This is a genomic window from Mucilaginibacter roseus, assembly GCF_021215455.1.
Taxonomy (GTDB): Bacteria; Bacteroidota; Bacteroidia; order Sphingobacteriales; family Sphingobacteriaceae; genus Mucilaginibacter; species Mucilaginibacter roseus.
In genome coordinates, this window is sequence record NZ_JAJPWV010000001.1 from 462,423 (window position 1) to 487,225 (window position 24,803).

Annotated in this window: 24 protein-coding genes and 1 other RNA gene; 15 read left to right on the plus strand and 10 right to left on the minus strand. The window is 40.3% G+C overall.

All coding sequences use genetic code 11. The features are described from left to right. Positions 1–12: 12 nt before the first annotated feature. Positions 13–528 (minus strand): hypothetical protein, encoded by a 516-nt coding sequence (locus LT679_RS01985; protein WP_232175235.1) that lies wholly within the window; start codon positions 526–528, stop codon positions 13–15. Between the two features lie 498 nt (positions 529–1,026). On the opposite strand from LT679_RS01985, the gene LT679_RS01990 reads away from it, so the two are divergent. The 11 genes from LT679_RS01990 (at position 1,027) to LT679_RS02040 (ending at position 9,832) form a co-directional block, all read left to right on the plus strand. Further along, positions 1,027–1,623: a hypothetical protein gene (locus LT679_RS01990; RefSeq protein ID WP_232175237.1), complete on the plus strand. Its 597-nt coding sequence runs from the start codon at positions 1,027–1,029 to the stop codon at positions 1,621–1,623. A 36-nt stretch (positions 1,624–1,659) separates the two neighbouring features. Continuing rightward, complete coding sequence (locus tag LT679_RS01995; protein WP_232175238.1) at positions 1,660–1,812, plus strand: hypothetical protein; 153 nt, start codon at positions 1,660–1,662, stop codon at positions 1,810–1,812. 7 nt (positions 1,813–1,819) lie between these two features. After that, positions 1,820–1,996: a hypothetical protein gene (locus LT679_RS02000; RefSeq protein ID WP_232175239.1), complete on the plus strand. Its 177-nt coding sequence runs from the start codon at positions 1,820–1,822 to the stop codon at positions 1,994–1,996. 4 nt (positions 1,997–2,000) lie between these two features. After that, positions 2,001–3,071: a DUF932 domain-containing protein gene (locus tag LT679_RS02005; RefSeq protein ID WP_232175240.1), complete on the plus strand. Its 1,071-nt coding sequence runs from the start codon at positions 2,001–2,003 to the stop codon at positions 3,069–3,071. A 35-nt stretch (positions 3,072–3,106) separates the two neighbouring features. Then, positions 3,107–3,430 carry a hypothetical protein gene (locus LT679_RS02010; protein WP_232175241.1) on the plus strand — a complete coding sequence of 108 codons (324 nt, stop codon included), beginning with the start codon at positions 3,107–3,109 and terminating at the stop codon, positions 3,428–3,430. Between the two features lie 4 nt (positions 3,431–3,434). Next, positions 3,435–3,590, plus strand: a complete 156-nt coding sequence (locus tag LT679_RS02015; protein WP_232175242.1) for a hypothetical protein — start codon at positions 3,435–3,437, stop codon at positions 3,588–3,590. 303 nt (positions 3,591–3,893) lie between these two features. Continuing rightward, complete coding sequence (locus LT679_RS02020) at positions 3,894–4,370, plus strand: hypothetical protein (protein ID WP_232175244.1); 477 nt, start codon at positions 3,894–3,896, stop codon at positions 4,368–4,370. 4 nt (positions 4,371–4,374) lie between these two features. Further along, the gene (locus LT679_RS02025) at positions 4,375–5,670 is read left to right on the plus strand and encodes a hypothetical protein (RefSeq protein WP_232175245.1); all 1,296 of its coding nucleotides are present in this window, start codon (positions 4,375–4,377) and stop codon (positions 5,668–5,670) included. Further along, complete coding sequence (locus LT679_RS02030; RefSeq protein ID WP_232175246.1) at positions 5,667–6,953, plus strand: hypothetical protein; 1,287 nt, start codon at positions 5,667–5,669, stop codon at positions 6,951–6,953. The genes LT679_RS02025 and LT679_RS02030 overlap by 4 nt, the downstream gene beginning before the upstream one ends. Continuing rightward, a complete protein-coding gene (locus LT679_RS02035; RefSeq protein WP_232175247.1) occupies positions 6,954–8,651 on the plus strand; it encodes an ATP-binding protein in 1,698 nt (565 codons plus the stop codon). Further along, the gene (locus LT679_RS02040) at positions 8,639–9,832 is read left to right on the plus strand and encodes a Druantia anti-phage system protein DruA (protein WP_232175248.1); all 1,194 of its coding nucleotides are present in this window, start codon (positions 8,639–8,641) and stop codon (positions 9,830–9,832) included. Before LT679_RS02035 ends, LT679_RS02040 begins: the two co-directional genes overlap by 13 nt. Before the next feature lie 4 nt (positions 9,833–9,836). Here LT679_RS02040 and LT679_RS02045 read toward each other — a convergent pair whose 3' ends face one another. The 4 genes from LT679_RS02045 to LT679_RS02060 form a co-directional block, all read right to left on the minus strand. Beyond that, positions 9,837–10,877: a hypothetical protein gene (locus LT679_RS02045; RefSeq protein ID WP_232175249.1), complete on the minus strand. Its 1,041-nt coding sequence runs from the start codon at positions 10,875–10,877 to the stop codon at positions 9,837–9,839. 219 nt (positions 10,878–11,096) lie between these two features. Continuing rightward, positions 11,097–11,957, minus strand: coding sequence for a DUF5677 domain-containing protein (locus LT679_RS02050; RefSeq protein WP_232175251.1), 861 nt, complete (start codon positions 11,955–11,957; stop codon positions 11,097–11,099). A 56-nt stretch (positions 11,958–12,013) separates the two neighbouring features. Beyond that, a complete protein-coding gene (locus LT679_RS02055; protein ID WP_232175252.1) occupies positions 12,014–13,435 on the minus strand; it encodes an RES domain-containing protein in 1,422 nt (473 codons plus the stop codon). A 14-nt stretch (positions 13,436–13,449) separates the two neighbouring features. Continuing rightward, the gene (locus LT679_RS02060; protein WP_232175253.1) at positions 13,450–14,145 is read right to left on the minus strand and encodes a RipA family octameric membrane protein; all 696 of its coding nucleotides are present in this window, start codon (positions 14,143–14,145) and stop codon (positions 13,450–13,452) included. A 93-nt stretch (positions 14,146–14,238) separates the two neighbouring features. Here LT679_RS02060 and LT679_RS02065 point away from each other — a divergent pair, with 93 nt between their 5' ends. Then, a complete protein-coding gene (locus tag LT679_RS02065) occupies positions 14,239–14,913 on the plus strand; it encodes a hypothetical protein (RefSeq protein ID WP_232175254.1) in 675 nt (224 codons plus the stop codon). A gap of 613 nt (positions 14,914–15,526) precedes the next feature. Here the strand turns inward: LT679_RS02065 and LT679_RS02070 are convergent. The 4 genes from LT679_RS02070 to LT679_RS02085 form a co-directional block, all read right to left on the minus strand. Beyond that, entirely contained in the window at positions 15,527–16,570 is a 1,044-nt protein-coding gene (locus tag LT679_RS02070; protein WP_232175255.1) for a PDDEXK nuclease domain-containing protein, read from the minus strand. Between the two features lie 19 nt (positions 16,571–16,589). Beyond that, on the minus strand, positions 16,590–17,825 hold the full coding sequence (locus tag LT679_RS02075) for a site-specific integrase (RefSeq protein WP_232175256.1): 1,236 nt from the start codon (positions 17,823–17,825) through the stop codon (positions 16,590–16,592). A gap of 246 nt (positions 17,826–18,071) precedes the next feature. Continuing rightward, positions 18,072–18,440, minus strand: a transfer-messenger RNA (tmRNA) gene (ssrA, locus tag LT679_RS02080). A 152-nt stretch (positions 18,441–18,592) separates the two neighbouring features. Continuing rightward, positions 18,593–19,792, minus strand: coding sequence for a pyridoxal phosphate-dependent aminotransferase (locus LT679_RS02085; RefSeq protein ID WP_232175257.1), 1,200 nt, complete (start codon positions 19,790–19,792; stop codon positions 18,593–18,595). A 96-nt stretch (positions 19,793–19,888) separates the two neighbouring features. Here LT679_RS02085 and LT679_RS02090 point away from each other — a divergent pair, with 96 nt between their 5' ends. Further along, positions 19,889–20,461 (plus strand): LOG family protein, encoded by a 573-nt coding sequence (locus LT679_RS02090; protein ID WP_232175258.1) that lies wholly within the window; start codon positions 19,889–19,891, stop codon positions 20,459–20,461. A gap of 92 nt (positions 20,462–20,553) precedes the next feature. Beyond that, positions 20,554–20,913: a VOC family protein gene (locus LT679_RS02095; RefSeq protein ID WP_232175259.1), complete on the plus strand. Its 360-nt coding sequence runs from the start codon at positions 20,554–20,556 to the stop codon at positions 20,911–20,913. Between the two features lie 19 nt (positions 20,914–20,932). Here LT679_RS02095 and LT679_RS02100 read toward each other — a convergent pair whose 3' ends face one another. Next, a complete protein-coding gene (locus LT679_RS02100; protein WP_232175260.1) occupies positions 20,933–22,228 on the minus strand; it encodes an Ig-like domain-containing protein in 1,296 nt (431 codons plus the stop codon). A 241-nt stretch (positions 22,229–22,469) separates the two neighbouring features. Here LT679_RS02100 and LT679_RS02105 point away from each other — a divergent pair, with 241 nt between their 5' ends. Further along, positions 22,470–24,803 (plus strand): TonB-dependent receptor, encoded by a 2,334-nt coding sequence (locus LT679_RS02105; RefSeq protein WP_232175261.1) that lies wholly within the window; start codon positions 22,470–22,472, stop codon positions 24,801–24,803.

Consider the following 24,803-nt stretch of genomic DNA (forward strand, 5'->3'; position numbering starts at 1 on the left):
TGGGTTAAACTCTTAAACTAGCGTGTACGGCTTGCAGCTATTTAATAGTTCATCTAATGCTGTCAGAATTTCGGTTAAGTCTAGTATCTCATCACGGAAAACCAGTGTGTTGTTAAAAGAGTTATAACCTCTGTGCGTATGGGTAGGGATGTGACCAAAGAGGCCGCTGTTCAAGTAGGGGTTCATAGCCTGGTCAGTATATACACCTTGAGAATTGACCTGAAAGTATTCTTCGACACGTTCATCATAGTGCTCGAAATGGTTACGGAATGTTCGGTTGGAAAGTGGGTTATCCGGCTTGACCTGGAGCAGTTTTCTTAATTCTTCGCCACGGGTTTTATATCTCTGATTAGGCCAGAGGATCTTTGACACATTTCCGGCTGCAACAAGAATTGACTGGATGGAGCACCAGGTTTCAATATTGTCAAATACGTCGTGTGTTGCGTGTAACCGTTCAGCGGCCCGTTTGGCGATTTTTGTTTGTAGAACGATCTCTCCGATTGGGACCATTTGCTGAAGGCCATTCATATAATTTGATTTTATGGTTATAAGACCTAATATAACCATTTTTCATGGCGTTGCCTGCGGCCGGGCACTTTGCTATTTCTGCTGCGCAGAATGCCGCGCCGATCCCTAACGCGCGCGCTTAATTTTCATTAGAATTCAAAATAAGCGCTCAATTGGCGCGAGAGCATCGTTATTCAGGCAATAGCCCTGAATTATGCTGCACTCGCGAAACTGCTGCTAACGGCTTTTTAAGCTACCGCTATTCCCAAAAGAAGGAGAAAAAGGAAAACAAGTTGGGCACTGTTGCTGGTGACCGCTGATAGTTTACAAAAGACTACGGCATAAACGGCTGCCTCCCCAAAGGGGCCCCTCCAATTATTCCGTTTCCTTTTGTCCCGGTGTCGTGCCCGCTGCTTTGCTTTCTTTTTCTCCTTTTTCTTTTGGAAAAAGCTTTTACGGGAAAGGGGCGAAAGGGAAAGGCAAGTAACAAAATTTATTAACGCTTTAATTTTTAGCAACATGAAAACCGCAGAAAAAAATGCAAAACCAGTGCAAACCGCAAACGCAGCAGCAAACAACAATGCACCACGTACCGAGAACCGCCCGAACATCCCCGGCAAAAACAAAGACGATGAAAAGCCCAATGATCAAAAACCTGCCGAGGCTGCGAAAGCCGAAGCTGCACCCGCTGCCGAAGCTAAGGCCGGTGGTACCCCTGCAATGGATAACCAACCCGCAAACGCTGCACCCGAACACAAAGAGCAGCAGGTAATGCAGGGAGAACCCAAAGGGCAGGTAAAATATTTCCTGCCTGCACAGAATTTGGAGCAGACCCTAAAAACTGTGGGTAACCTGCACCGTTTGACCATTCAGCGTTTGGCGCTTATTAGCCGTATCAAAACGCTGGAAGATTTTGAAATTAAACTGGAAGAGGAAAACGACCAGTTAGAAAATAATCCTTATCAGGGCTGCAAACTGACTATTAAGGATGATAAAGGCCGTGAGTTTACCACCAATACGCCAAATCTTATCCGTATGGTTGCGCAATACATCTTTGATGCCTGCCACGAGAAACTGGCCGATATTGAGGCAAATATAGTGTTTCCAAAGGCTTAACGAATTAATGCCCCTGCTTGTGTGGGGGCATTTTTAATGGTTTCACCAAAAACAGGAATTAAGATCTACGAGCAATTTATAGAACTGACCAACCAAATATTTTGGGATGGTTACGCCGAGCAAATGGCAAGCGAAAACCCCGCAAGGTTTCAGCAGGAATTGAACGAGTTTTTTAATACTTATCAATAGCAAAGGGATGGAAGACAGGATTTATTTACTGATTAAATGTACCGTCAAAACCAATTGCAAAAACATTCACGATGCGATTGCCGAGTTTCAAAATGGTACGACCATCCAGTTAAGCAGCACCAAAAATGTACAGGTGCTGAAATCAGAGATTGTAAAAATGAATACGAGAACCAAAAAGAATTAACATCATGGCACATCAAATAAATTTCAACGGAAAAACAGGCAAGCACAGCTTTATGAGCGTTAAGGAAAAAGCCTGGCACAACCTCGGGCAGGTCATTGACCATTACCCAACGAGCGCCGAGGCTATAGAATGTGCAGGGCTGGACTACATTGTAGAAAAGCGCCCTTTGTTTACCTATGATACCGAAAACTATTTAAAGGATAGTGATGCCGATATTATCGTTCCTGAAATTGAAGTTCCGAATTATTTCGCAACTGTTCGCGCTGACAAAGAACAGGTTTTGGGAGTGGTTGGCAATGACTACGAAGTCATACAAAACCGTGATGCGTTCAGTTTTTTTGACGCTATCGTCGGCGGTGGCGATGGTATTCTGTACGAAACTTGCGGGGCATTGGGAAACGGTGAGCGCATATTTATTACGGCAAAGTTGCCGGGTTATATCCGTGTGGGTAATGACGACCTGATAGAAAAATACTTGTTCTTAACCACCTCGCATGATGGTTACGGCAGTATTACCGCAGCATTTACGCCGACCCGCATCGTTTGCAATAATACATTGCATGCAGCTTTAGGTAATATGACCAACAGCGTTAAGATACGCCATACCCAAAGCGCACAGGAGCGTTTAAAACAGGCACATCAAGTAATGGGCATATCCAACATCATGAGCAACCAGTTAGACGATATTTTCAACCGTTGGGCGCATGTACGCATTAGCGATGAACAAATATTGAAGTTGGTGCAACAGGCCATGGCACCGAGCAAAGAAGTGTTGCAAAAGGTGTTGGATGGTGAGAACATGGACGAGTTTTCTAGCCAGTTCCTAAACACGGTGGAGAAAGTTTGCGAATACGCGTTCAGCCATCATTCGCAGCAGACCGACACCACACGGGGAACGCTGTTTGGTGCTTACAACGCTATCAGTGGCTATATGCAAAATGTTAAATCCTACAAAAGTGAAGAGGCCAAACTAAAATCCATTCTGTTTGGCAATGGCTTTAACAAAACGCAAACCGCATTTCAGCTTTGCAAAGAGTTTGACCGAACAGGCGAAACACTCATGCAACTCAATTAATCAAAGGGGCGCAAGCCCCTTTAAATTTCTACACGATGGAAACGGAAACCACCACCGCAAAATTAACCATCGGCTACGAGTTTGATTTTTGGCTAACCATACGAAAGCGGAACGGTAAGCTTTTTAACAATCACCACATTATCGGTTTAGGCTTAGATTTTAACCTGGCTTTGTGGGATGTTTACCACACACTTAAAAAACGCAAATCGCGGATTGAAGCCATCAATAAAGCAAGGCCTTTACGCATTGCTTTTGCTTTTGGCGCAGACCACCAGCCAGTAAAAACCAGCCTTGCCGAACATCCGCCTTTGATGCCGGAGAACCTAGAAACTGAATTATTAAAACTACCAAAGCTTTAAGATCATGCCCGCGTTAATTGCATATACCACCCGAATGAACATTTACGCCGTGCTGCTTTTACTGGCAGGCTTGATTATTCTTTACCTCATAGGCAGGCGCAGGTTTTACCGCCGTAATGTTGCAGGTTTGCAGCACTTAAACATTATCATTCTGCCATAGGCACCACCATTATAGAAAGGCTTGGCCAATGGTTGGGCAGAGTATTAGTGGTAGCTGCCATTTTATTATACCTGCTAAAGTGATTGATTGAAATTGGCCGGCGGCTTCGCATACGCGAAGCCCTTACGCCCCCTGTTTACATGCTGATTATTTTAGCGGTGTAAACAGGGGGCGCTATTTTTAATCCGAATCTAAACTCGTATGTTAAAAAGACCTATACAAGTACAAGTTCATGATAACCTTTTAGAAGTATATGTTCTTCTGTAATCCTGAGGTGAAAACTTATTTAATTATTTTTTAACTTTGAAAGATAACCTTTTACTTATAATGCCTACTATCACAAATAATTACATATTTAAATATAAAGAGCAACTAAATAAACTTTCTTGCAACTGCCCTGATTTAAAATTATTCAAACCGGTTAATCGTATTTCTTATAGATTCTCAAAAGCTGATTTAGCTCATCAGAATAATCACGTTCCCCCTATTTTGATACGTAATGCTCCGAATAATGCTTCTTGTCAGATTATTTGCAGCAACTATGCTCTATCTTTCTTTTCGACCGTTGAACAAGCCGAACAACGATTTCTATCTATTTTAGCTAAAGTTCCAATGTTTAAAAACTCGGTTGGCGAGTTTATAACGGAATGCAGAATCGTAGAATCAGATGGTGTAGCATGTCAGCCGGGAAGAGACGGTCATTTTGAATTGCACGAATTTGAAAACACGAGTTTCGCAAACAGATATACAATCGTAAAACAAATACCTATTAATATTTAAGGCTATGATCAATATAGAAGGTATAGAAATAGATAAACCGCCATTCCAGTTAGAATGGATAGGCGACTTATTGTTTTTTGATTGGTCATTGATAGGTGTTTATAAGAATTCAGATGGCAGTCCATTTATCAAAGCCTGGTTAGACAATGATGAGATTTTAAATCGCTATGTGATCTTTGAAGTAAAGTTAGATTTACTAGAAAAATACATTTTTGGCAAATTACCTTATAGTGTTTTGATCTCTAATCCAGTTAAGGATCTGATGTTCTGCGTCGAGTTTGACAGCATTGACAATATCCATTCTTGCAAAATCATTGCGGTTAATAACTTTCCAAAGTCTTATTTACCTGAAAATGATGTTTGCTTTGACGAACATGAAGCCTCTGAGTTAAATCGTATTATTGACTCGTTCAAACTAAAGAACATCGTGTTATTTAATAAAGATTACGCATTCGACATTCTTCAGGAATCCAAGAACACAGGCACAGAATTAATAAATTTACATCTAGCGTCCAAGAACAACAAAGTTGGTTATGGCAAAATCCAAAGCCAGGTATTGGGCCAAGCACTTGTAAACTATCATAAGATTGCAGAAGCTACTGTAGTTAATTTATTTGACCGCAGTAATAAAACGGTGGCACCGACTACTGCGAAATCTCGTTGGCAAAAAGGGGAACTTGAAAAAGTAAAGCAGTTAGCTGTAACCGAATACTTGTATGACAAAGCAGCATCATTTAGTGTTTTCTTAAAACCTTTGAAACCAGTTATTTACGACAACACTGGCAAAACCACTTCTGAAACTATTACAGAGACTATTTTTAATTTATTTGAAGCAGGTACTGATTTATCTAAATTAAATGACTCCATGTACTCTCAGTCAATGTTAACTGCATTTTCTGGTTTCTTGAAGTCAATAAAAGAAAACGATGTAAGTATCACTGTTCAGTATGCAAACCCTTTTAAAGGTAATGCGCGTAAGAAGCGTTTTGACTCATATCATGCGGAGATAATAATGAAAAACTTATCTGCGTTGGATATTTCTGCACCTATTAAAAGTCGTTATAAAGGTACATTTACCGCGTTAGATAGGATACGTTACACGTTTGATTTCTTGACGGAAGACAATAAAAAAATTCAAGGAAAATTTGACAAACAAATCATTGAATCAGTACCACGACTCAATCTGCAAAAAGATTATCTCGTCACAATAGAGACTGTCCTTGAAATGAAATCTGGTAGAAAAGATCCTATTGAAAGACATACAATAATTTCCTGCGTTCAAATCAAAGAAGATCGATGAGTCAAACTGAAATCACAGATCAAGTTATTAAAGTAATTGCTCAGGAAATTGATAGCAGAAATAATCGACCTGCTAAGCTTTCAATTGTTTCTGTTGATGATGCCTCGGAAAGTCCTCATTATTTCGAAATTGTAGCTTTTGACCAAATAGACAAAGGCAAAAACATCTTTTTCGCTATTGATGGAAGCCACAGCAGTCAGGAGTTTTATAATGGGCTATCCATAGGGGTATACGCGGCTGGATATATTGGTTATTATGGAGGTAAACAACTGCAGCTCAACCCAGAAAATGATTCTATTTCGTTAGGGAAAAGTTATTATCCAAAAAATATTTTAATCACGAACGAACAGCATGCTCATGCTGTTTACGATGAGATGCTGGCGCTTTCACCAGTTAAAAGCTTTATGGATTTCCTCGGGGTATCTCCAGATGAAATATTCAGTTTTGACAGGGAAATAATAGTCTCATCGCTTTCCAAATTACTCAGTTTTTGTCAGGAGGTACTCGAGTGGTCATTAGTATACGAAATCGCCAATCTAAGCATCGTCACGCCCGGCGATATTATTTTGAGGGATAGTCCGTTGAGATCCAATAATCTTAAACAAACTTACTTGGTCAAACTTGCGGCGTTCCTTACAGCAAAAGGAATTCATTTAGTTGCTGTAACCAAAAACTCCCCTGTTAAATTGGAACTAGCTTCCACTTTCAAAAAGATAGACAATTATCTTCAAGACGTATATAAACATACTTATCCTTTTAGCAATGCTGAACCTCAATGGCAAAAATTGTGCTGCTGGTTTGAAATTGGCGATGATATTTTGTTATCTGCCTATCCTGAAGCCAAACAAAAAAAAGCTATCAAAGCCGGGGAAATCCCGACAGTGAATTTGACGAGCATGTATGCAAGGAAGACTTTAACAGGGGGCCGTGGAATGGGAATCTTCTTTGCTGCCAGACTTGATTACGTTGAAAAACTTCAAAATTACGATTGGGTTGTAGTAGACCTAAATATTTTCGATGTTATCCCAGAGATAGAAAACGGAAAATCAGAACGAAATATCGGTTTAATAAATAAGATTTTTTATGAGCTAACGCGTTTAACCCAAGAACATTACATTTTGGGTTATCCTTACCCGTTAGTAGAAGTTCATAGCTTTGTTACAATTAAAGATCAATTTAAAGGCGAATTGATGAACCGTGTTAAATATGCATTATATCACGATCAAAGAATGGATCACGTAGATATAGAAAATTTATTTTTAGACCTAAACGACAGATTTTAAATGGGAGATAAAAGACAAGACTTCGGTGTATTATATGGTCAACGTACAACAGATGATGCGTTGTTGATTTATTCGTCCTACGAAGATAGCAAAGCAAGTCCGCAGACGGGTGATTTTATTGTGCTTACACCGAGAACTGAAGATGGACGGAAATTTTTAGCCAGAGTAGAAGCTGAAGTCTATGACGAAGACCCGATTTTCAGATCACAAGATAAAACGCTTGTAGCCGTTCATTATGCACGTATAGCTGAACGTGAATTGTCTGAGCGCGATAAACAGAAAATGTTCAGTTATACGTACAAGGTGAAAATCCTAGGTACTTATACGGAAAATGGAGAGGATTTTACCACTGCTGTACGAAAACTTCCTACCGTTTCTTACCATGCCCGCCATTTAACGCCAAAGGAGTTTGAGGATATTCTTAATAGAGCAAATAAAGACGGGATAGAGATTGGCAAATTGTGTATTGGCATGGACATTATGTTTAAAGAGGATAAAAAGCGGTGGATTCTATTTGATATTAATAAGTTAAAAGAAAAACGAACCATGATATTTGCCCAATCAGGATTTGGAAAGACCAACTTGATGAAAGCAATGCTCTATTACATGATAGCCGATAATACTTATGGGAAATTGATTTTCGACTTAAACGGTGAATACTGCTTTAAAGGAACCAGAAATTATGGTCTAGCCGATATAGATGAAAAATTTATCAAAGAAAATTTAGTGTTGTATTCGGACAAGAAACTTTCTGCTAACTACAATCAGAAATGTGTAATTGGTGGTAAAGTAAGAATAAATATGCCAACTCACTTAACAATAGGTGACATACTGAATTTTGGAACTGGGTTCTCTGAAGTGATGAAATCCTTTTTGTTATATCTTGACGCTTCAGCCACGCAGAATTTTATAAAGAACATCGACGACTATGTCAAGAATCCGCAAAAGTTACATAAAGATTTTTCTGACTTCTTTGGAGACATGAAAAAAGACAAAAATGGTAATGAAGTAGAAGATGTTAGCGCAAAAAAAACCGTGTTGGCGATTCGGAAACGGATTAGTAGGCTTATCGATGAAGGCGCAGGGTTACATGATGCTAATTCTAAGCTTGTGGAAGATGTGTTTGAAGCGTTAAAAAAAGGCAAAACCGTAGTAATTGATCTGTCTTTGAAAGACAATATGGATTCGAGTATTATCTCTACTATTTTAGTTAGAAAACTCTTTGAAAACAATAAAGAGCATTTAACTTCACAGGATGATGATAAGATTATTAATACCGTCATTTGTGTCGAAGAAGCCCAAAACGTACTTTCAGAGGAGTTTGTAAGATCAAACGCTAATCCATTTGTTAGAGTAGCCAAAGAGGGCAGAAAGTTCAGTTTGGGTTTAATCGGAATTACACAGCGCCCCTCGGCGATATCTGATGAAATCAGAACTCAAGCTGAAAACTTTTTCACTTTTCATCTAGGTAATACGGACGATATACGAGCACTAGTTAGATCCAATATTAATTTTGATGGTGTAATTTCGAAATTCATCCAAACAGAGACAATTAGAGGTAATGCATATATGGTGTCGGCTGATCAGTCTTTCGCGCTACCGCTTAAGGTTGTGAATTTTGATAAATTAGTTCATAAAAAGGTATACAAAGCACACCAATTCCCTAAAGAATTGACAGATATAATATGGAAATCTTGAAACTACCCGTTGAAACATCTGACCCTATAAATGATGTGACATTGGAGGATCAGGTAATTAAAAGTATTTGTCGAGATCTGGAACGTCTTAACTGGAAAATAAAGTTACCTAAAAAAAAAGATGAATATCCTACCCTTGTGCCACCAGAGGTTTACACAAAGGAGGTGATTCAAAAAGCTATGTCTTACAAAAGACTGGAAATAATCGAAAAAAATAAAACTTGGATAGACAAACATCTTGCCCTGGCCCGTAAAAATCTCGCCGACGGGACTGATGTGTTAAATTCAAGCGTCGAGCCAGTTATCGAAATTTGCACAACCGAAAAGCAGCATGATCTTTTTCGCATTTTCCGATATTTTTGGTCGTCACCGTATAGTGAGTATGTAGGCCGTCGGATCAAATTAATCATAAGAGACAACGGGCTTCCGTCGCGACCGGTCATTGGTATTGCTGCACTGGGTAGTCCAATTATTCACATTCCAGAACGAGATGAGTGGATAGGTTGGGATATAAAGACACGGACTAAAAATCTAATTTATACAATGGACGCCTATGTGATAGGCGCGTTGCCGCCATATAATTATCTGCTTGGCGGAAAACTAATGTCTTTACTACTGGCGTCTAAAGAGGTGCGAGAGATTTACGAAGCGAAATATAAAAATCAAATAACCTTTAAGGAGAAAAGAGTCGCTAATAATCTTGCAGGTTTATTTACCACAAGTTTGTATGGTAGAAGTTCTCAATATAACCGTTTGAAATTTGATAACGATTTAATTTATAAAGTTATCGGTCAGACTAAAGGTTATGGAACACTGCATTTGAGTGAACAAACTATTCAGTTGATGATTGAGATGTTGCGCTCTAAAGGGATTATCATAAGTCATAAATTCGGTGACGGCCCCAGTTGGGTAATGCGTGTGATACGTGCTGCGGGAGAGTTTCTAAACTTTGATGGTGATTTTCTTTTGAAACATAGTTTTAAAAGAAACATCTACTTTGTTCCACATGCGAAGAATTACAAGGAATTTTTAACGGGCCAAACAGACGAAATACAGTATTTTAATCGAAGCCTAGTTGAGATTACTTGCTTTTGGCAAGACCGTTGGTTAAATAATCGCCGAAACAACACTGATGTTATTTCTGACGTGTTGTCATTCAAAGCCAAAGATTTCTCGATTTAACAACTTACTTCTTATTAAACAGCCGATACAGATTATAAAAGGCGAATAAACCGATTGCCAAAGCAAAGAGTGTGTGACATAGCAATTCTAAATCAAAAGTCCCCTTTATGTCTGACTTGTCGGTAACAAGTTTTGAATACCCGACACTGATCGCTGCTAAAACTGTGTACAACGCAAAATAGAAAGAACGACGTTTGTTTTTACTGATCTCAAAAGGAAGTTGAATATCATTTGGTAATGGTCCACTGGTAGCGGCACTAGGATCAGTGTTCAGCGATTCGAAATTCAAGTAACTATAACCTTCTTTAGAAGCAATTGCTTGAGTGAACAGGCTGTATGTGCGATTATCGCGTCGAGCACCAACATCAAATAAGCGTGGTGCATTTATTTTTAAAGCATCTTTATCTTCTGTTGAGATACTCAATTTCTGCGAATTTTCAGATGCAGTTGGCGAGGTGTCGAAAAAAGCAATATCCAATAAATATTGACTTTCATCCTCAAGTTGGTAATAAGAACTGAACTGTTTAGCCGAATACACCGGCTCCTCCTTCTTTTTATGTTGGTCGTCAAATAGTTCAAGTTTATAAAAAAGCTGATTAACAAATTCACTCTTTATCGCAGTCAGTCGATCATGCCAAGAGGTTGATGGCGTATTAGTGACATCAATTTCCAACACCCATTTTTGTGGGGGCTGGTCATTCGTATTGACAAAAGTGAAATTACAGTTTACAAACCCTTTAAGTTTTAGATAAACATGAATTAGACCAGTGTCTGTCTTTTCATCGATAGCAATTATTTGTGCTTCACGCAGAGGTACGTTCGTTATAGTGCGTTGTGCTATTGGAGTGTTTAATTTATTGCCATGAGCAAAAAAAATGGTAACATCCGTCCCTATCTTTTTTTTGAAATCAGCAAGCGGCACACTAAAATGCTCTACACCATATCGAAAGTGGATGACAAAGCCCTCTTGAAGACCCATAATCCTAAAAATGTCCTTTTTATAAAGGGCAGCGGCATCGGAGCTAAAGAGAGCGATTCTTTTCATTTCAATTACATACTAAGGTAAGGATTTTGTTTAATTATCGTCTGATTAAGTTGGTTTAATTATCGAATGCGTCTAATAGTTCTTGTTGAAAAAAGGTTAACAATTCAGATAATATTGAATTTATGATTGAATCTTCCATATCTAATAAAGCATGACTCATTTCAGCTAAAGAAGCAGCAGTATATTTTACAGGGTCTAAAAATCCATGATCACTTGGGCCTAAAAAAAAAAATGTTGCTCTTGCTCCCGTAGACCTAAACGGTCCCTAATACCGGAAACGCCCGCATGTACATTTTCATTGGCCCAACCGTAGACCGCTCTGAAGTGATCCTGACCGGCAATCTTTTCCAACTCCTTAAAATTCCTCCGGCCTTTAGGCATATGATTGATAAACCAGCCGTAGCTATCACCAAAATCTTTCCCATACTTGGCCAATAATCTCGCTCGTTCCTCGTCCAAAGCCAGCCAATCAGTTTCCTCTATCGGTTCTGCATTTAATTTTTCATAAGTAGCTCGGTATTCTTTGGCTTTTTTCCATTTCTCAATGATTTCATAATCACAATACATTTGAACGGTTTCATAATCATGATCATACAAGAAGAGAAAAGTTACACAGATTTCGTGCAAGGTCCTCCACCTTGAGTGTGCACCGTCGGCAAAACCATTAGCAATCAGGACGCGCACTTCGCTGGCGATTTGACAAGCGCGGGCATGGTTTGCGATTAAAGTATCTAGCTTTAACTGATCATTATAATCTTCAAATTGCTGATAAAACTTATTGTACGTTGAAGATGAGATTTGATTATTCAATTCGATAAAGGCCGTGAACAATTTCAGGCCAAATTTGTACTGCTTTTTAATTTTCCGATGAATTTTTCTTTCCCAGTTTTTTAGATCACTTTTGTTACCTATGCAATATTTAAAAACTTCGTCAAGTACCACAGTTGCAGCGCTTTTTACCATTTCCGGTATCTTGCTTTCATAATGAGCTTTAAATTCTTCAGGTGTTCCTTTAAACTCTGCTTTGGCTTCTTCAATCGCTTTGGCAATGAGTTTTTCGATCATAAAAGGCTGATCCATAGAATGTGGTTAATCATGTATAAATTGATAAATCGCAATAATCCTTTAACATTAAATCAAAAATCCTCAATTTTTCCAATCGGAGTTTCTTTGTAACGTGAGCGTGTTACGCTATGTACAGTGGCCTCGTATTGTACTGATCGAATTTCGTGTACTGATATGTCGTTCAAATCTACGGCAAGGGATAGCAATCGTTTGTCCTCCAACATCGAGTCCGTCGATTCTGCCAACTTCTTTTTCCTCTTAGGTATGCGTTCGACTACTTGATAAGAAGTATAAACGCCATCCTCGTCATAATCGGTATCGTCAATTTGTAACCGAACTCCGTCCGGAATATGAATGGGTGTTACACGCGCTGCTTTATGAAAAAGAACGACATTAATTTTATCACCGGAAACTTGTACTGATGGATAAATGATACCATCATAATTCACATCAGTTCGCGACGCCAAATAATCGGCAATAACTTGGGTGTTTAGATATTCAAAATCCTCATCGTCAGGCATAACTGGTGTGGTCAATCGTTCGGCCAGATGGCGCAAAAAAACGGCCTTCTCCATTTTTTCTAAATACTGGGGATCGAAAACGCTAACCCACTCTCTGATGTTATTAAGTTTACGCAGATCAAGTAGTTTCAATGTACGTAATATTTGAAAGCGTCCTACGGCCACTTTACTTCCTACCGGTGGACGTACTTCTGACAACGCGACAGAAGTTTCTGTTGCCCCGTAAAAAACTGCAATCCCTCGCGCATTCATACGACCACTCATCGCAAAAACAGGAAGCGGGGGCCCTAACAAAATGTCAGGCTTACTAATGGCATCCAGCAATTTTTCGCGGCTTTGAAAAACTCTCGCCCGGTATAAACTATTGATTTCCGAAGTAGGGCCGATATTGGTTAATACATGTTGACCATCCCAGGTCTTCAAATTTTCAAGTCCGTCGAATATAGTGGCCAGTAGGTTAGCTACTTGTTCGCTAAAAAATCGTGATTCAGTTTTTAAAATATTTCCAAAACGCTCCCATTCCGAAACCCACCGCTCATCACTGATCCCCTTTAATTCGTAATGTGTTCCCGAATCAAATTCTGTTTCTTCACCGATTGCCCATGTATCCATGTCGCTGTGACGAGCCTCCAACATTGAAGCTATCTCAACACTAGCTTCCTCCCGGATGTCAAATTCGTTTAAAAGAATTTCCTCAACTGTTTGCCCCTCTCTATACCATACATAATCCGACTCCTTGTCTGCATGCTGTTTATAATATTCCCAGTCGCTAGGTTCAATAGGCGTTAATTGATAATGATCCAGCAACACCTGCTCGACACGATCAACTATCAGAATTAGCGTGTAAGTACGGGTCACTCGACCACAAAACACGCACTTTCCACGTCTGCCTTTCTTTTCGATTTCCTTACTTAGATATTCTTCTCCGATACAATCGTGGCAAATCTTATCTTCTTCCGAGTAATGCGTCATTATATTATTTAGGATTATTGCTGATCTTGTTCAGGACCATCAAAATGTATGGCGCGTCGTTCGAAACTGAATTGATCTTTAGCAGTGTTGGTTACTTGAGGAGGGCGATTGCTTGCGTCATATAAAAAATAGATGAATATTATGGTGCCAGCACCCGATATCACCATAACAAAATCTAATTCAAGTTTAACACCGTTTGGATAAGTATATGGCAATCCTAATCCTTGAACTATAGACAATAAAAGCCATATGCCTATTACAAAGCCGCTAACATAAATATTGATTTTGGAGACGGAGAACGCTCGCTTATTCCATACCGTTTTGTAGATTGGTCCGGTTACCGCATCTTCCAGCATGTCGATGTGTTTCTCCCAATTCTCTTGCCATTTTTTACTTCCAATGTTTACCATTAGCCAGGATACGGAGAAAACGATACCCATACAAATAATTATAAAAGCGAGCTCTGTTTGAAACTGTTGTTCAATTTTATCTGATGCCATTACGGCAATATAACCAGCAAATGTGGCTGCTATGAAGGCCCAAAAATAAGTAGCTCGGCTCCAATATTTTTCGATTTCAAAATCACGGTTATGCCATGCTCTCTCTAAAGCTAGTTCTAGTTTCTTTCTGTTTGCTTCTTGAGGCGCATCATCAAAAAATGGCTGATAATAGGTACTGCGAGAAATTTTCTTTATATTAATATTATTCATCTTGGATAAGGTTATTAGACAAATTTATCATTTTATGGATTTGCATCAACTTCAATAGTTGGCTTAATTCAACAGAGAAAAGAACAGGTACAAATGTATAGGCAATCACTTGATAATTTATTAAAGGCACTAAGGCGAATTGAAGAACCGTATTATCACACCCCGGAAGTTAGGATGATTGATAATCAATTGGATATTAATGTCGAAAACTTCATTACTTATGAAAATAACTTTACGAGTCAACTACTAGCTGAATATAAAGTGTTGGCGCATTTAGGTGAGCTTAAAGAGTCGCGACCATTTTTACGTGAGCTTCAAATACTTAAACGCTTCGCTTGGTCGGAAGATCCTGATTTGGGGATAAGGGCAGCCATTGAACGGTTAAGAGCAATCCCTGAAGGTAAGGAAGATGTTGTTGATGAATTGAAAACAATACCCGATTTTATCATTCATAAGTCGCAAGGTAACCGTGAGCGAATTAACCAACAATTAATTGCCGAAATAAAAACTGAAGCAGTACTGTCTTATAGTAGGTTTGCTTGGGATTTCTTTAAATTGAATGTTTATTTAAACAAGTTTAATTTTCAAACAGCCTGTTTCATAGCAATAAATACAGATTTGAAAACCGTTGAATCTTACATTGGGCGTTATCTGGACGAAAATCATTATTACACTACACGCACCAGAGACCTGTTTGTTGTTGTGAAAGAAAATTTTCAAAGTGAAATTATTACAAAGTCACTTCACAAAATCAAATTCTTAATGTAATCTTATCTAAGGCATTATTTCAAAGGGACATTTAATTGGACTACTTTTGACTAGCAACCGTCCATCTTATTATATATAACTTCAAATGTCATTAATATTTTAATCACCGATCGATATATTGTATAGGACATGCGCTTAGTCGGGCTCGAAACAGGTACCCACCTATTTTTTGCCCCGATTTGTAGTATATTAGGGTACATTTTAGTACTTTTACAATGCTGGAGCGGTCAACGACCAAAACGGCGCCTAGTGTAGCCATTGCCTCTTGCAAGTGATTAATGATCAAAGGTATTTACGCAAAGTCATAGTAGCCCAGGTGGGCATCGCGTTGTCCTCAAACTTGCCATCGTAAAATATTAATATTGTCATTTAAGTCAAAAACGCTATTTTTACTAAACCAAAGCATTCCCGCGGACAAAGAGGTGAACGGCTTGGAATAGTTACTATAAAGTACTGAAATTAAGATATATACAGCGTTGGGTGTGCGTCCTGCCATCCCTAAACGTTTTTGAGATACCATGCCGTGTTTACTCTCGGAAAAACAACTAACAGTTTAATTACTATTTTACGAAATTCCGAGACATTGTCTCGGAATTCAATAGCTGCATATAGATTACTCTGAATTTAAGTTTTCTAGTATATCGTCGATGGCTGGCAGGCTGCCCTGCAATTCGCTTGGTATCGCCTTCGTTAGATTGTATTGAGAAACTCCAATTGGTTTAGCAATTCCCTTTAGCGCATATTCAGCAACTATCTTATTTTTTTCCTTACAAATCAATATGCCGATCGATGGTTGGTCAGATTCATGCTTCAATTCACTATCAACTACGTTTAAATAAAAATTGAGCTTACCAGCGAACTCTGGAACGAATTTACCGGTTTTCAATTCAACCACGACAAAACAACGGAGCTTAAGATGGTAAAAGAGGAGGTCAATAAAAAAATCTTCCCCACCGATAGACAACAAAAATTGCCTACCGACAAAGCTAAACCCATTACCTAATTCTAATAAAAATTTGGTCATATTGTCAACCAAGCCATTTTCAAGATCTTTTTCAAAATGGACATCTGCCATACCTATAAAATCGAATTTGTAAGGATCTTTAAATATTTCCTGAGCCAGTTCACTTTGAGATGCCGCCAAAGTTTCATCAAAATTAGTTGTTGCTAAACCCTGACGGGTGTAAAGGGCACTTTCTATCTGGTGGACCATCATATTTCTGCTCCAACCATTCTTGATAGCTTCATGTATATAAAAAAGTCGCTCACCAGCGTTCTTGACCTTATCCAGTAAGGTAATGTGATGGTACCAGGGCAATTTTGCAAGTGGCACTTGCAAAATTGCTGAACTACCTGGTTGTGCAAGTGTATTTTGTGAAAACATGGGATATGCTTCTGCAAAAGATTGCATGTACTTTAGATTACGTGTCGATATTCCTTTCATGTCAGGAAATGTCTTTTTAAGATCAGAAGATAATCTCTCAATTATTTTGGTACCCCAACCTTCTTTGTTGCGTTGATAATTTATATTATCGCCGATCTGCCAATAGAGTTGAAGAAGCTGTTCATTAACCGTCAGGGATGCTTTTAATCTGGCATTAACAATATCTGTTTTGAGCCTGTTTAGAAAGGTGATATATCTATCTTGATTCTCCATATATGTGATTGCGTTTATTTTAAATTACCTTATTCGCTGAATTAAACTTGTGTCGAAGCAAGTCCATGTCCCGACTAACCTGACTATCCAAGATCTTAGCATAGTGCTGAGTCGTCCGGATATTTTTATGACCAAGCATTTTTGAAACACTTTCTATTGATACACCATTTGCCAAAGTAACAGTAGTTGCAAACGTGTGACGTGCGATGTGAAAGGTCAATTCTTTTTGGATGCCACAGACATCGGCAATTTCTTTTAGATAGGCATTCATCTTTTGATTAGATGGCACTGGCAACATTTTGCCACCGTTGATACATTCCGGGTGATTTTCATATTTGGCCAGAATGTCGAGTGCTACGGGTAAGAGAGGTATACGAGAGGCGGTATCAGTTTTTTGGCGGGTAGTAAATATCCACTTGTTATTATCTATTCCTGTGTTGATCTCGACCCGTCTGAGTTTATTAACGTCCGCATAAGCCAATCCGGTAAAACAACTGAAAAGAAATATGTCCCTGACCTGTGAGAGACGCTCGCTTACAAATCGTTTGTTTTGTATCGTCGTTAATTCCTCTATCGATAAAAAATCTCTAATGACCTCTTTAATTTTCGTTTTATATTTCCCAAATGGATTTTTATCAAGCCAGTTATTAGCCATGCAGATGTGTACGATCTTCTTTAGGTTCTTTATGTATTTGACGGCGGAATTGTTGTTGCAATTCCTTACTGTCCTAAAATAAAACTCTAGTGAGGTTACGAATTCATGATCGAGATCCAGAATATTTATGTCTTCAGTTTTATACTTCCACTTCAAAAAGCTGACCACATGTTTTAATGTTGTTTGATACCGTAATGCAGTGGCGGGAGCGTACTCTTTCCCGATCAGCGCTTCCATTTTTTCGTTATGCTCCTTAAATATGGATACCAACGTTCGAGTGGGTTCTGTATCATCAACTCCATTTAAACGGTCTTTAAATGATTGTGCCGTTATTGGAATCTTCCTTTCCATCATTTCCCTGTATATCTCAAAAGCATTTTGTTCCAGCGTTTTCAAATGCTTGTTCACGGAGCGTGCCTCGTCAGAATTACCTATCGCTTTTTGTGCATCGACGTTCCAGATTGCAGGGTTGACATTGCGCTTGGTCGCAACTTCTACGCGGCTGCTTTCAACAGTAATTCTAAGGTAAATTGGCGCATTCCCACCGGATTGCAGCTTGGTTCGTTTCAGTTGAAACGAGAGGGCAAAAGTTTTAGTCATAATAGGTCTCTCAACTAGTTAAAAATCATATATAAAAATCACGTTAAAACCATAGCACCGATTTTTGCAAATCGCTGATTGTTAATTCGTTGTGGAGTTTTGCGAGACCTAAGTTACAAAAGTGCTAACAGGTCTCGAATAGGTCTCCGGAAACATGCATTTATATGGACTCTTTTAGACTGAAAAACAAAAAAAAACGCTATAGATCATCGATCTATAGCGTTTTGTACTCATTCTGACCTGTTTTCGTGGAGCCGGAGGGATTCGAACCCTCGTCCAAACATGGTATAAGGTAAGCTTTCTACATGCTTAGCTTCTGTTAAATTGTCGGGAAGGGGAAGGTCAGTTGCTTACCTGTACCGTCTTCCGTAGATGCTTTATCTCGCCTGCTTATCGCACCCTAAGCTGGCCAGTTCCGTTTTTCGATGCCCCTATTGCCGGTTCAACAGAACAGAAAACCGACGGGACAAAAGCTATGCTAATTCTAAATTAGGCAGCTAAGGCGTAGTTATTTTCGCCATTTGTAAGTTTGAGCGTTCAGATTAAAGCGCTAATTCACCCAACGCGCTGCATGCTTACCTACTTATCTCCATCCTGTCAATTCCGGTCGACCCCATTTTTATTGAAGTTACCTTTGCAAAATGCAGCAATATCCTGCAAATATACACAATTTATGTGCCGCTGTTTATTAAAGTTTGCAGTTGGCAGTACCCAGTTTGCAGATATTGTTTCGGTGCTTAGCTGCAAACTGCCAACTGCCAACCGTCTTAATTCGTCCTGCCCGGATAAACCTTCAATGCTTCCTCTAAACAAACCATTGCTGTCTTTAGGTCGTCGTTGTTTAGTACGTAAGCCAGGCGAACTTCGTTTAAGCCGCTGCCGGGGGTGCTGTAAAAGCCGGTAGCCGGGGCCAGCATCACGGTTTGGTTGTTGTATTCAAAGCTCTCCAGCAGCCATTGACAAAACTTGTCGGCATTATCTATCGGCAGGCGCGCAACAATGTAAAATGCGCCGCCAGGGGTAGGGCAAAATACACCTTCCATATTATTCAGGGCATTTACCAATGTGTCGCGGCGCGATTTGTATTCCGCGTTTACCATCTCGAAATAGCTTTCCGGTGTATCAACCGCGGCTTCGCCGGCAATTTGTTCCACCATTCCTGGGCTTAAACGAGCCTGGGCAAACTTTAAGGCGGTTGTCCAAACTTCTTTGTTTTTGGTGATGATGCAGCCTAAGCGCGCGCCGCAGGCGCTGTAACGCTTACTCACGGTATCCAGCACGATCACATTGTTCTCTAACCCTTCCAAGTGCATCGGCGAAATAAATTCACGTCCGTCATAGCAAAACTCACGGTAAGCCTCATCGCACAGCAAGTACAGGTCATACTTTAAGCAAAGCGTTTTTAACGCTTCCAACTCTTCGCGGGTGTATAGGTAACCGGTAGGATTATTAGGATTGCAGATAATAATAGCTTTGGTCTTGTCGGTTATCAGTTTCTCAAATTCGCTGATCGGCGGCAGGGCAAAGTCATTTTCAATGTACGATAGGATGGGTTTCACCACCACATCGCCCTGGCTGGCGAAGCCATTATAGTTGGCGTAAAAAGGTTCCGGGATGATTACTTCATCACCAGCGTCCAAGCAGGTCATCATGGCAATGGTAATAGCTTCAGATCCGCCGGTGGTTATAATAATATCTTGTGTATCGATACCGTAACCCAGTTTATTGTAGTATTCGGCCAGCTTTTTCCGGTAGCTTAATGTACCTTCTGACGCTGTGTAAGCCCAAATGTTAAAATCGATATTTTTAACGGCATCAAGCATACCGGCAGGAGTTTCAATATCGGGCTGACCGATGTTGAGGTGATATACTTTCTTACCATCCTGCTTTGCCTTATCGGCAAAGGGGGTTAATTTACGAATAGGCGAGGCGGGCATACGCAGCCCTTTTTGCGAAATTTTTGGCATCCGCAAAAGTACAAAAAACTGTAACGCCGTAAAGCAACAATGTATTTAATCGGGTAAGGTTGTTAATTATTTATCTTCGCGACAAAATTTGATACAATGAAAGCTGTTTGTGTGTATTGCGGAGCCAACTGTAATGGTGATACCGACCTGTTAAATAGTATTGAAGCGCTTGCCCAATATTTTGCAGATAATAATATAACGCTGGTTTTTGGTGGTGGCCGGGTAGGGGTGATGGGTTTGATTGCCGATGCCGTGCTTGCAAAAGGCGGTAAAGCCATAGGTGTTATACCCCAGTTTTTAGCAGACAAAGAGGTAGCGCATAGCGGCCTTACCGAGCTGCACGTAGTACAAACCATGCACGAGCGTAAACAATTAATGGTTAAACTGAGCGACGGTATTATAGCCTTACCGGGCGGACTCGGTACCCTTGATGAATTGTTTGAAGCGTTAACCTGGTTACAGCTTGGTTTACATAAAAGCCCGGTAGGAGTATTGAATTTGAATGGTTTTTATGATTTGCTTTTAAAACAGCTCGACCTGATGGTAGAACAAAAGTTTTTAAAGCCGGCTAACCGTACCATGATACTTTCATCAGATAATATAAGTGGGCTGATGCAGGCAATGAATAGTTTTGTTGCCGCACCTGAAGAAGTTTGGTTTAAAAAGTAAATTGGTAATGTCCGGTTTAGCTACTGAATTTGTGCATTTTACCCCTTGTTTACCATGGGATAAACCGATAGCTTTATCGAAATAAATTTATCATGGAAAAATTAGTTACCGGCTTTGGCGGTTTTTTCTTCAGGGCGAAGGATGCAAATGCATTAAGTAAATGGTACGATGAAAATCTGGGAATCAACTCGCTGCAAAGTGGCGAAGTATGGCAGCAGCAAGCAGGCCAAACCGTATTTATGCCCTTTAAGCAGGATACCACCTATTTCGGCAGCCCGGCACAGCAATTCATGATCAACTTCAGGGTTACTGATCTGGATGCTTTGCTGGCGCAGCTTGCAGAAAAAGGCGTACGTATTGACGAAAAGAAGCAGGACGATGAATACGGTAAATTCGCCTGGATATATGATCCGGAAGGAAACAAGATTGAACTTTGGCAGCCTGTCGAATAGAATCAGTAATTGACTTACCTTACTTAACTGCAAAACTTACAGTGTAGTTTTTAAGCGGATAACCGGTCTGCGACTTGAATGATCTGTCGGTAACGATAAACTCATAAGTTTTTCCAGGTTGCAGCGCCATTTTAAGTTTGAATGATTTACGGTCCGCCGAAAAACCGGTGACGTCGGAAAGTGGAAAATGTTCTTTGCCGCCCTCGCCAAAGCTAATAGAATAACCTTCAGCCATCGGTTCTGAAAAATTTATGGTTAATTCGCTGAGGGAAGATGAAACATCATTAACGCCATTAATAGCGGGAGACAGGCCGGTAACAAAAGGTCGCATCTTTTCAAAAGTGTCAATCAACGCTTGTTTGTTAACGGGGCTTGGATAGTATTTTGATTGATCCAGAAAGCTGGTGATCTGCTTTTCGTCTGCCCAATTCAGTTCAATCATGGTTTTAATTGCCTGCCGTTTATTTACCTGGTGTTGATAGTAAGACCGGCAAATTCGGTAACCCATAAAATATCCTAGATCAGGATGAGCACTGCCGGAGCCATTGTATAACCAGTTGCTCATGGAGTTGGTAAACATCTCAATTTTAAACTTGCTTTTTAGCTCTAGCTCATGTGTACGGCCATAAAGCATGTAGGCATTGTTGTTTTTCTGGTTGGTAACCAACTCCGCGATAAAATCTGCCGACCCTTCTTTTATACTTTGAGCAAGCAACAGCAATCCCCCTTCGGGATTTTGCTGCGTATGCACATACTCGTGTATATTGAGGGCAACGAGGTTATTGCTTTTTTGATTGGCAAATACGTTTTTTAGCCAATCGCTTAGTTCCGAAGCATCAGTATATTGATCTGCTGAAGCAATTTCAGATCCTACAAGTACCATATCACCTGTAGTGGTACCGCCCGATCGTAAACCTCCTATTGTGAAGTACATTTTGGCTGTACGCATATCGGGATAAAGCTGTTTAAAGTCGGTTATACTTTTATTTATAACCGCAACCTCCTTTTTAACCCGTAACGTGTTAGGCCTGATGCTTTGCCAAAATTTCGGATATTTCCTGATGAGTTGCGCCCACAAATCCGCATCATAATTACGTGCCCTCATAAATGCATGCAGCCCTGGAGTGCCTTTATTTACATACAGTTTTTGTATAATCTCGCGGTGCTTTGAGGTATCTATTGTTTTGGCTACGCTATCGTAGGCTTGCCAAAAATGATCAATGTCGGCAGTATATACCAGCGTGTTACTGAACTGTTGCGCATTTATTATTAAAGGCAAAAATACCGTTAAGGCTAAAAGGTATGTTTTTTTCATTATGCAATTTGACCACATGTTTTTAAAGCTGGTTACAGAGAAAAGTATATTTCTATCCGTGTTAAAGGCACGCCGCTTCACCAGGTGCTTCCGTTGCTGTATGGTGTAGTTCAGGTTAATTTGATGCTACAATATGTTAATTAGTAAAGTTTTTGTAACAAAAAGTTGACTTCTTTATCAAAAAGTGCGCATTCTTGCGTTTATAACGACAACAAACATCAACTTTACCTTACTGCCGTTCATGCAAAAACGACACATTTACTACCTCACAATTTTAATTTGCCTGCTGTACTCGTTGCCCGTATCGGCGCAAAAGCGCTTTACTGTTAGCGGCACCGTACGCGATTCTCGTACCGGCGAAACACTGATCGGGGCTACAGTTCGTATTCAAAACGCTTCCGCACAATCTGCCGCGGCAACCAATGCATACGGCTTTTACTCGCTAACCAATACTGCCGGCGAGTATACCTTTACTATCACCTATACCGGTTATCAGCAGGTAACCAAAACCATTAATCTTACTGCCGATACAAAACTTAACGTTGATCTGCAAAGCGGCTCCGAGCTTGCGGAGGTTGTAATCAGCGCTACGGATCGTAAGAACGAGAACGTGCGCAGCCCGCAAATGGGCTTGGATAAGCTGAACATGAAAGACCTTGACAATATCCCGGTGATATTTGGCGAGAAGGACGTGCTGAAAACTATTCAACTGCTACCCGGCGTAAAATCAGGCGGGGAGGGAACTACAGGTTTCTTTGTTCGTGGTGGCGCTGCAGATCAAAATTTGATCTTGCTCGATGAAGCTACGGTGTACAACTCATCACACTTACTGGGCTTTTTCAGCACCTTTAATGCTGATGCCATTAAGGACGTAAGTTTATACAAAGGCGGTATGCCCTCGCAATATGGCGGGCGTTTATCATCTGTTTTAGACGTGGTAATGCAGGATGGTAATAATAAAGAGTTTGGTATTCAGGGCGGCATAGGCCTTATCGCTTCCCGCATAAAAGCCGAGGGGCCTATAGTAAAAGATCGTGGATCATTCATGATCAGCGCGAGGCGTACTTATATCGATCTGTTGCTGCAGGCTTCGCCCGATTCATCAGTTAAAGGCAATACGCTAAATTTTTACGACATCAATGCCAAAGCAAATTATAAATTTGATGATAAGAATACGCTCTACGTTTCGGGCTATTTCGGGCGTGATAACATCGGTATAAAGGATCTGTTTGCCAATCAATGGGGTAATACAACGGCAACTATACGCTTAAACCATGTGTTTAACAGCCGTTTATTCTCCAATACCAGCTTCATCTTCAATAAATATAATTACAGCATCAGCCTGCTGGATGATGATAACAATGCCAACGTTACCTCGCTGATACGCGATTTTAACCTGAAAGAAGACCTGCAATATTTTAGCGATAAGCATACCATACGTTTTGGTTTTCAGGGTACGCATCACCGCATAGCGCCGTCGGAAATCACAACTAACGGCAACTCCAGCTTTAATCCGCTCTCTATCGAGAACCGCTACGGTTTGGAAATGGCCGCCTATGTATCTGACGATTGGAAGCTGACCGATAAATTCAACTTATTATATGGTGTAAGGCTTAGCAGCTTTTCGCTATTGGGCCCGGGTACATTCAATACCTATAATGCCGATGGCGATGTATCATCAGCCTATAAATATGGTAGCGGCGAATTTGTGAAAACTTACTTTAACCTGGAGCCGCGCATGTCATTAAGTTATAGCCTGAACGAGGAAAACTCGGTAAAGGCCGCATATAACCGCAATACGCAGAACATTCACATTTTGACGAACGCCAGCACCAGTTCGCCAACCGATCAGTATGTGATGAGCAGCAATAATATTAAACCCGAAATTGCCGACCAGGTAGCTGTCGGCTATTTTAAAAACGCGAAGGATAACACTTTTGAGTTTTCGGTAGAAACGTATTACAAGTGGCTGCAAAACCAGATCGAGTATAAAAACGGCGCGCAGTTAATTGCCAATGCTAATGTAGAGTCAGAGTTGTTATACGGCAGTGGTCGCGCCTATGGCTTAGAATTATATACCAAGAAAACAAAGGGGCGCTTAACCGGTTGGATCAGCTATACCCTATCAAAAACCGAACGTAAGTTTGATGCATTGAACAGCGGCAACTACTTCCCGGCAAGACAGGATCGCACGCATGATCTGGCACTGGTAGGTATCTACAACCTGAGCAAACGCTGGTCGGTATCGGCAAATTATATTTACAGTACGGGTAACGCGGTAACTTATCCGGCAGGAAAATATAATGTAGGTGGATTAACAACCTATTACTATACCCAGCGCAATGCCAACCGTATGCCGCATACCGAGCGTTTGGATTTAAGCGCAACTTTAAAGGCAAAAGATAATAAGCGTTTCCGCTCGAGCTGGTCTTTCAGTTTGTATAACGCGCTTAACCGCAAAAACCCTTATGCCATCCAGTTCCGCGATAAAAAGGACGACCCTAACCGTACCGAAGCCGTGCAGATAGCGCTTTTCGGTATCATCCCATCGGTAACCTGGAACTTTAGCTTTTAG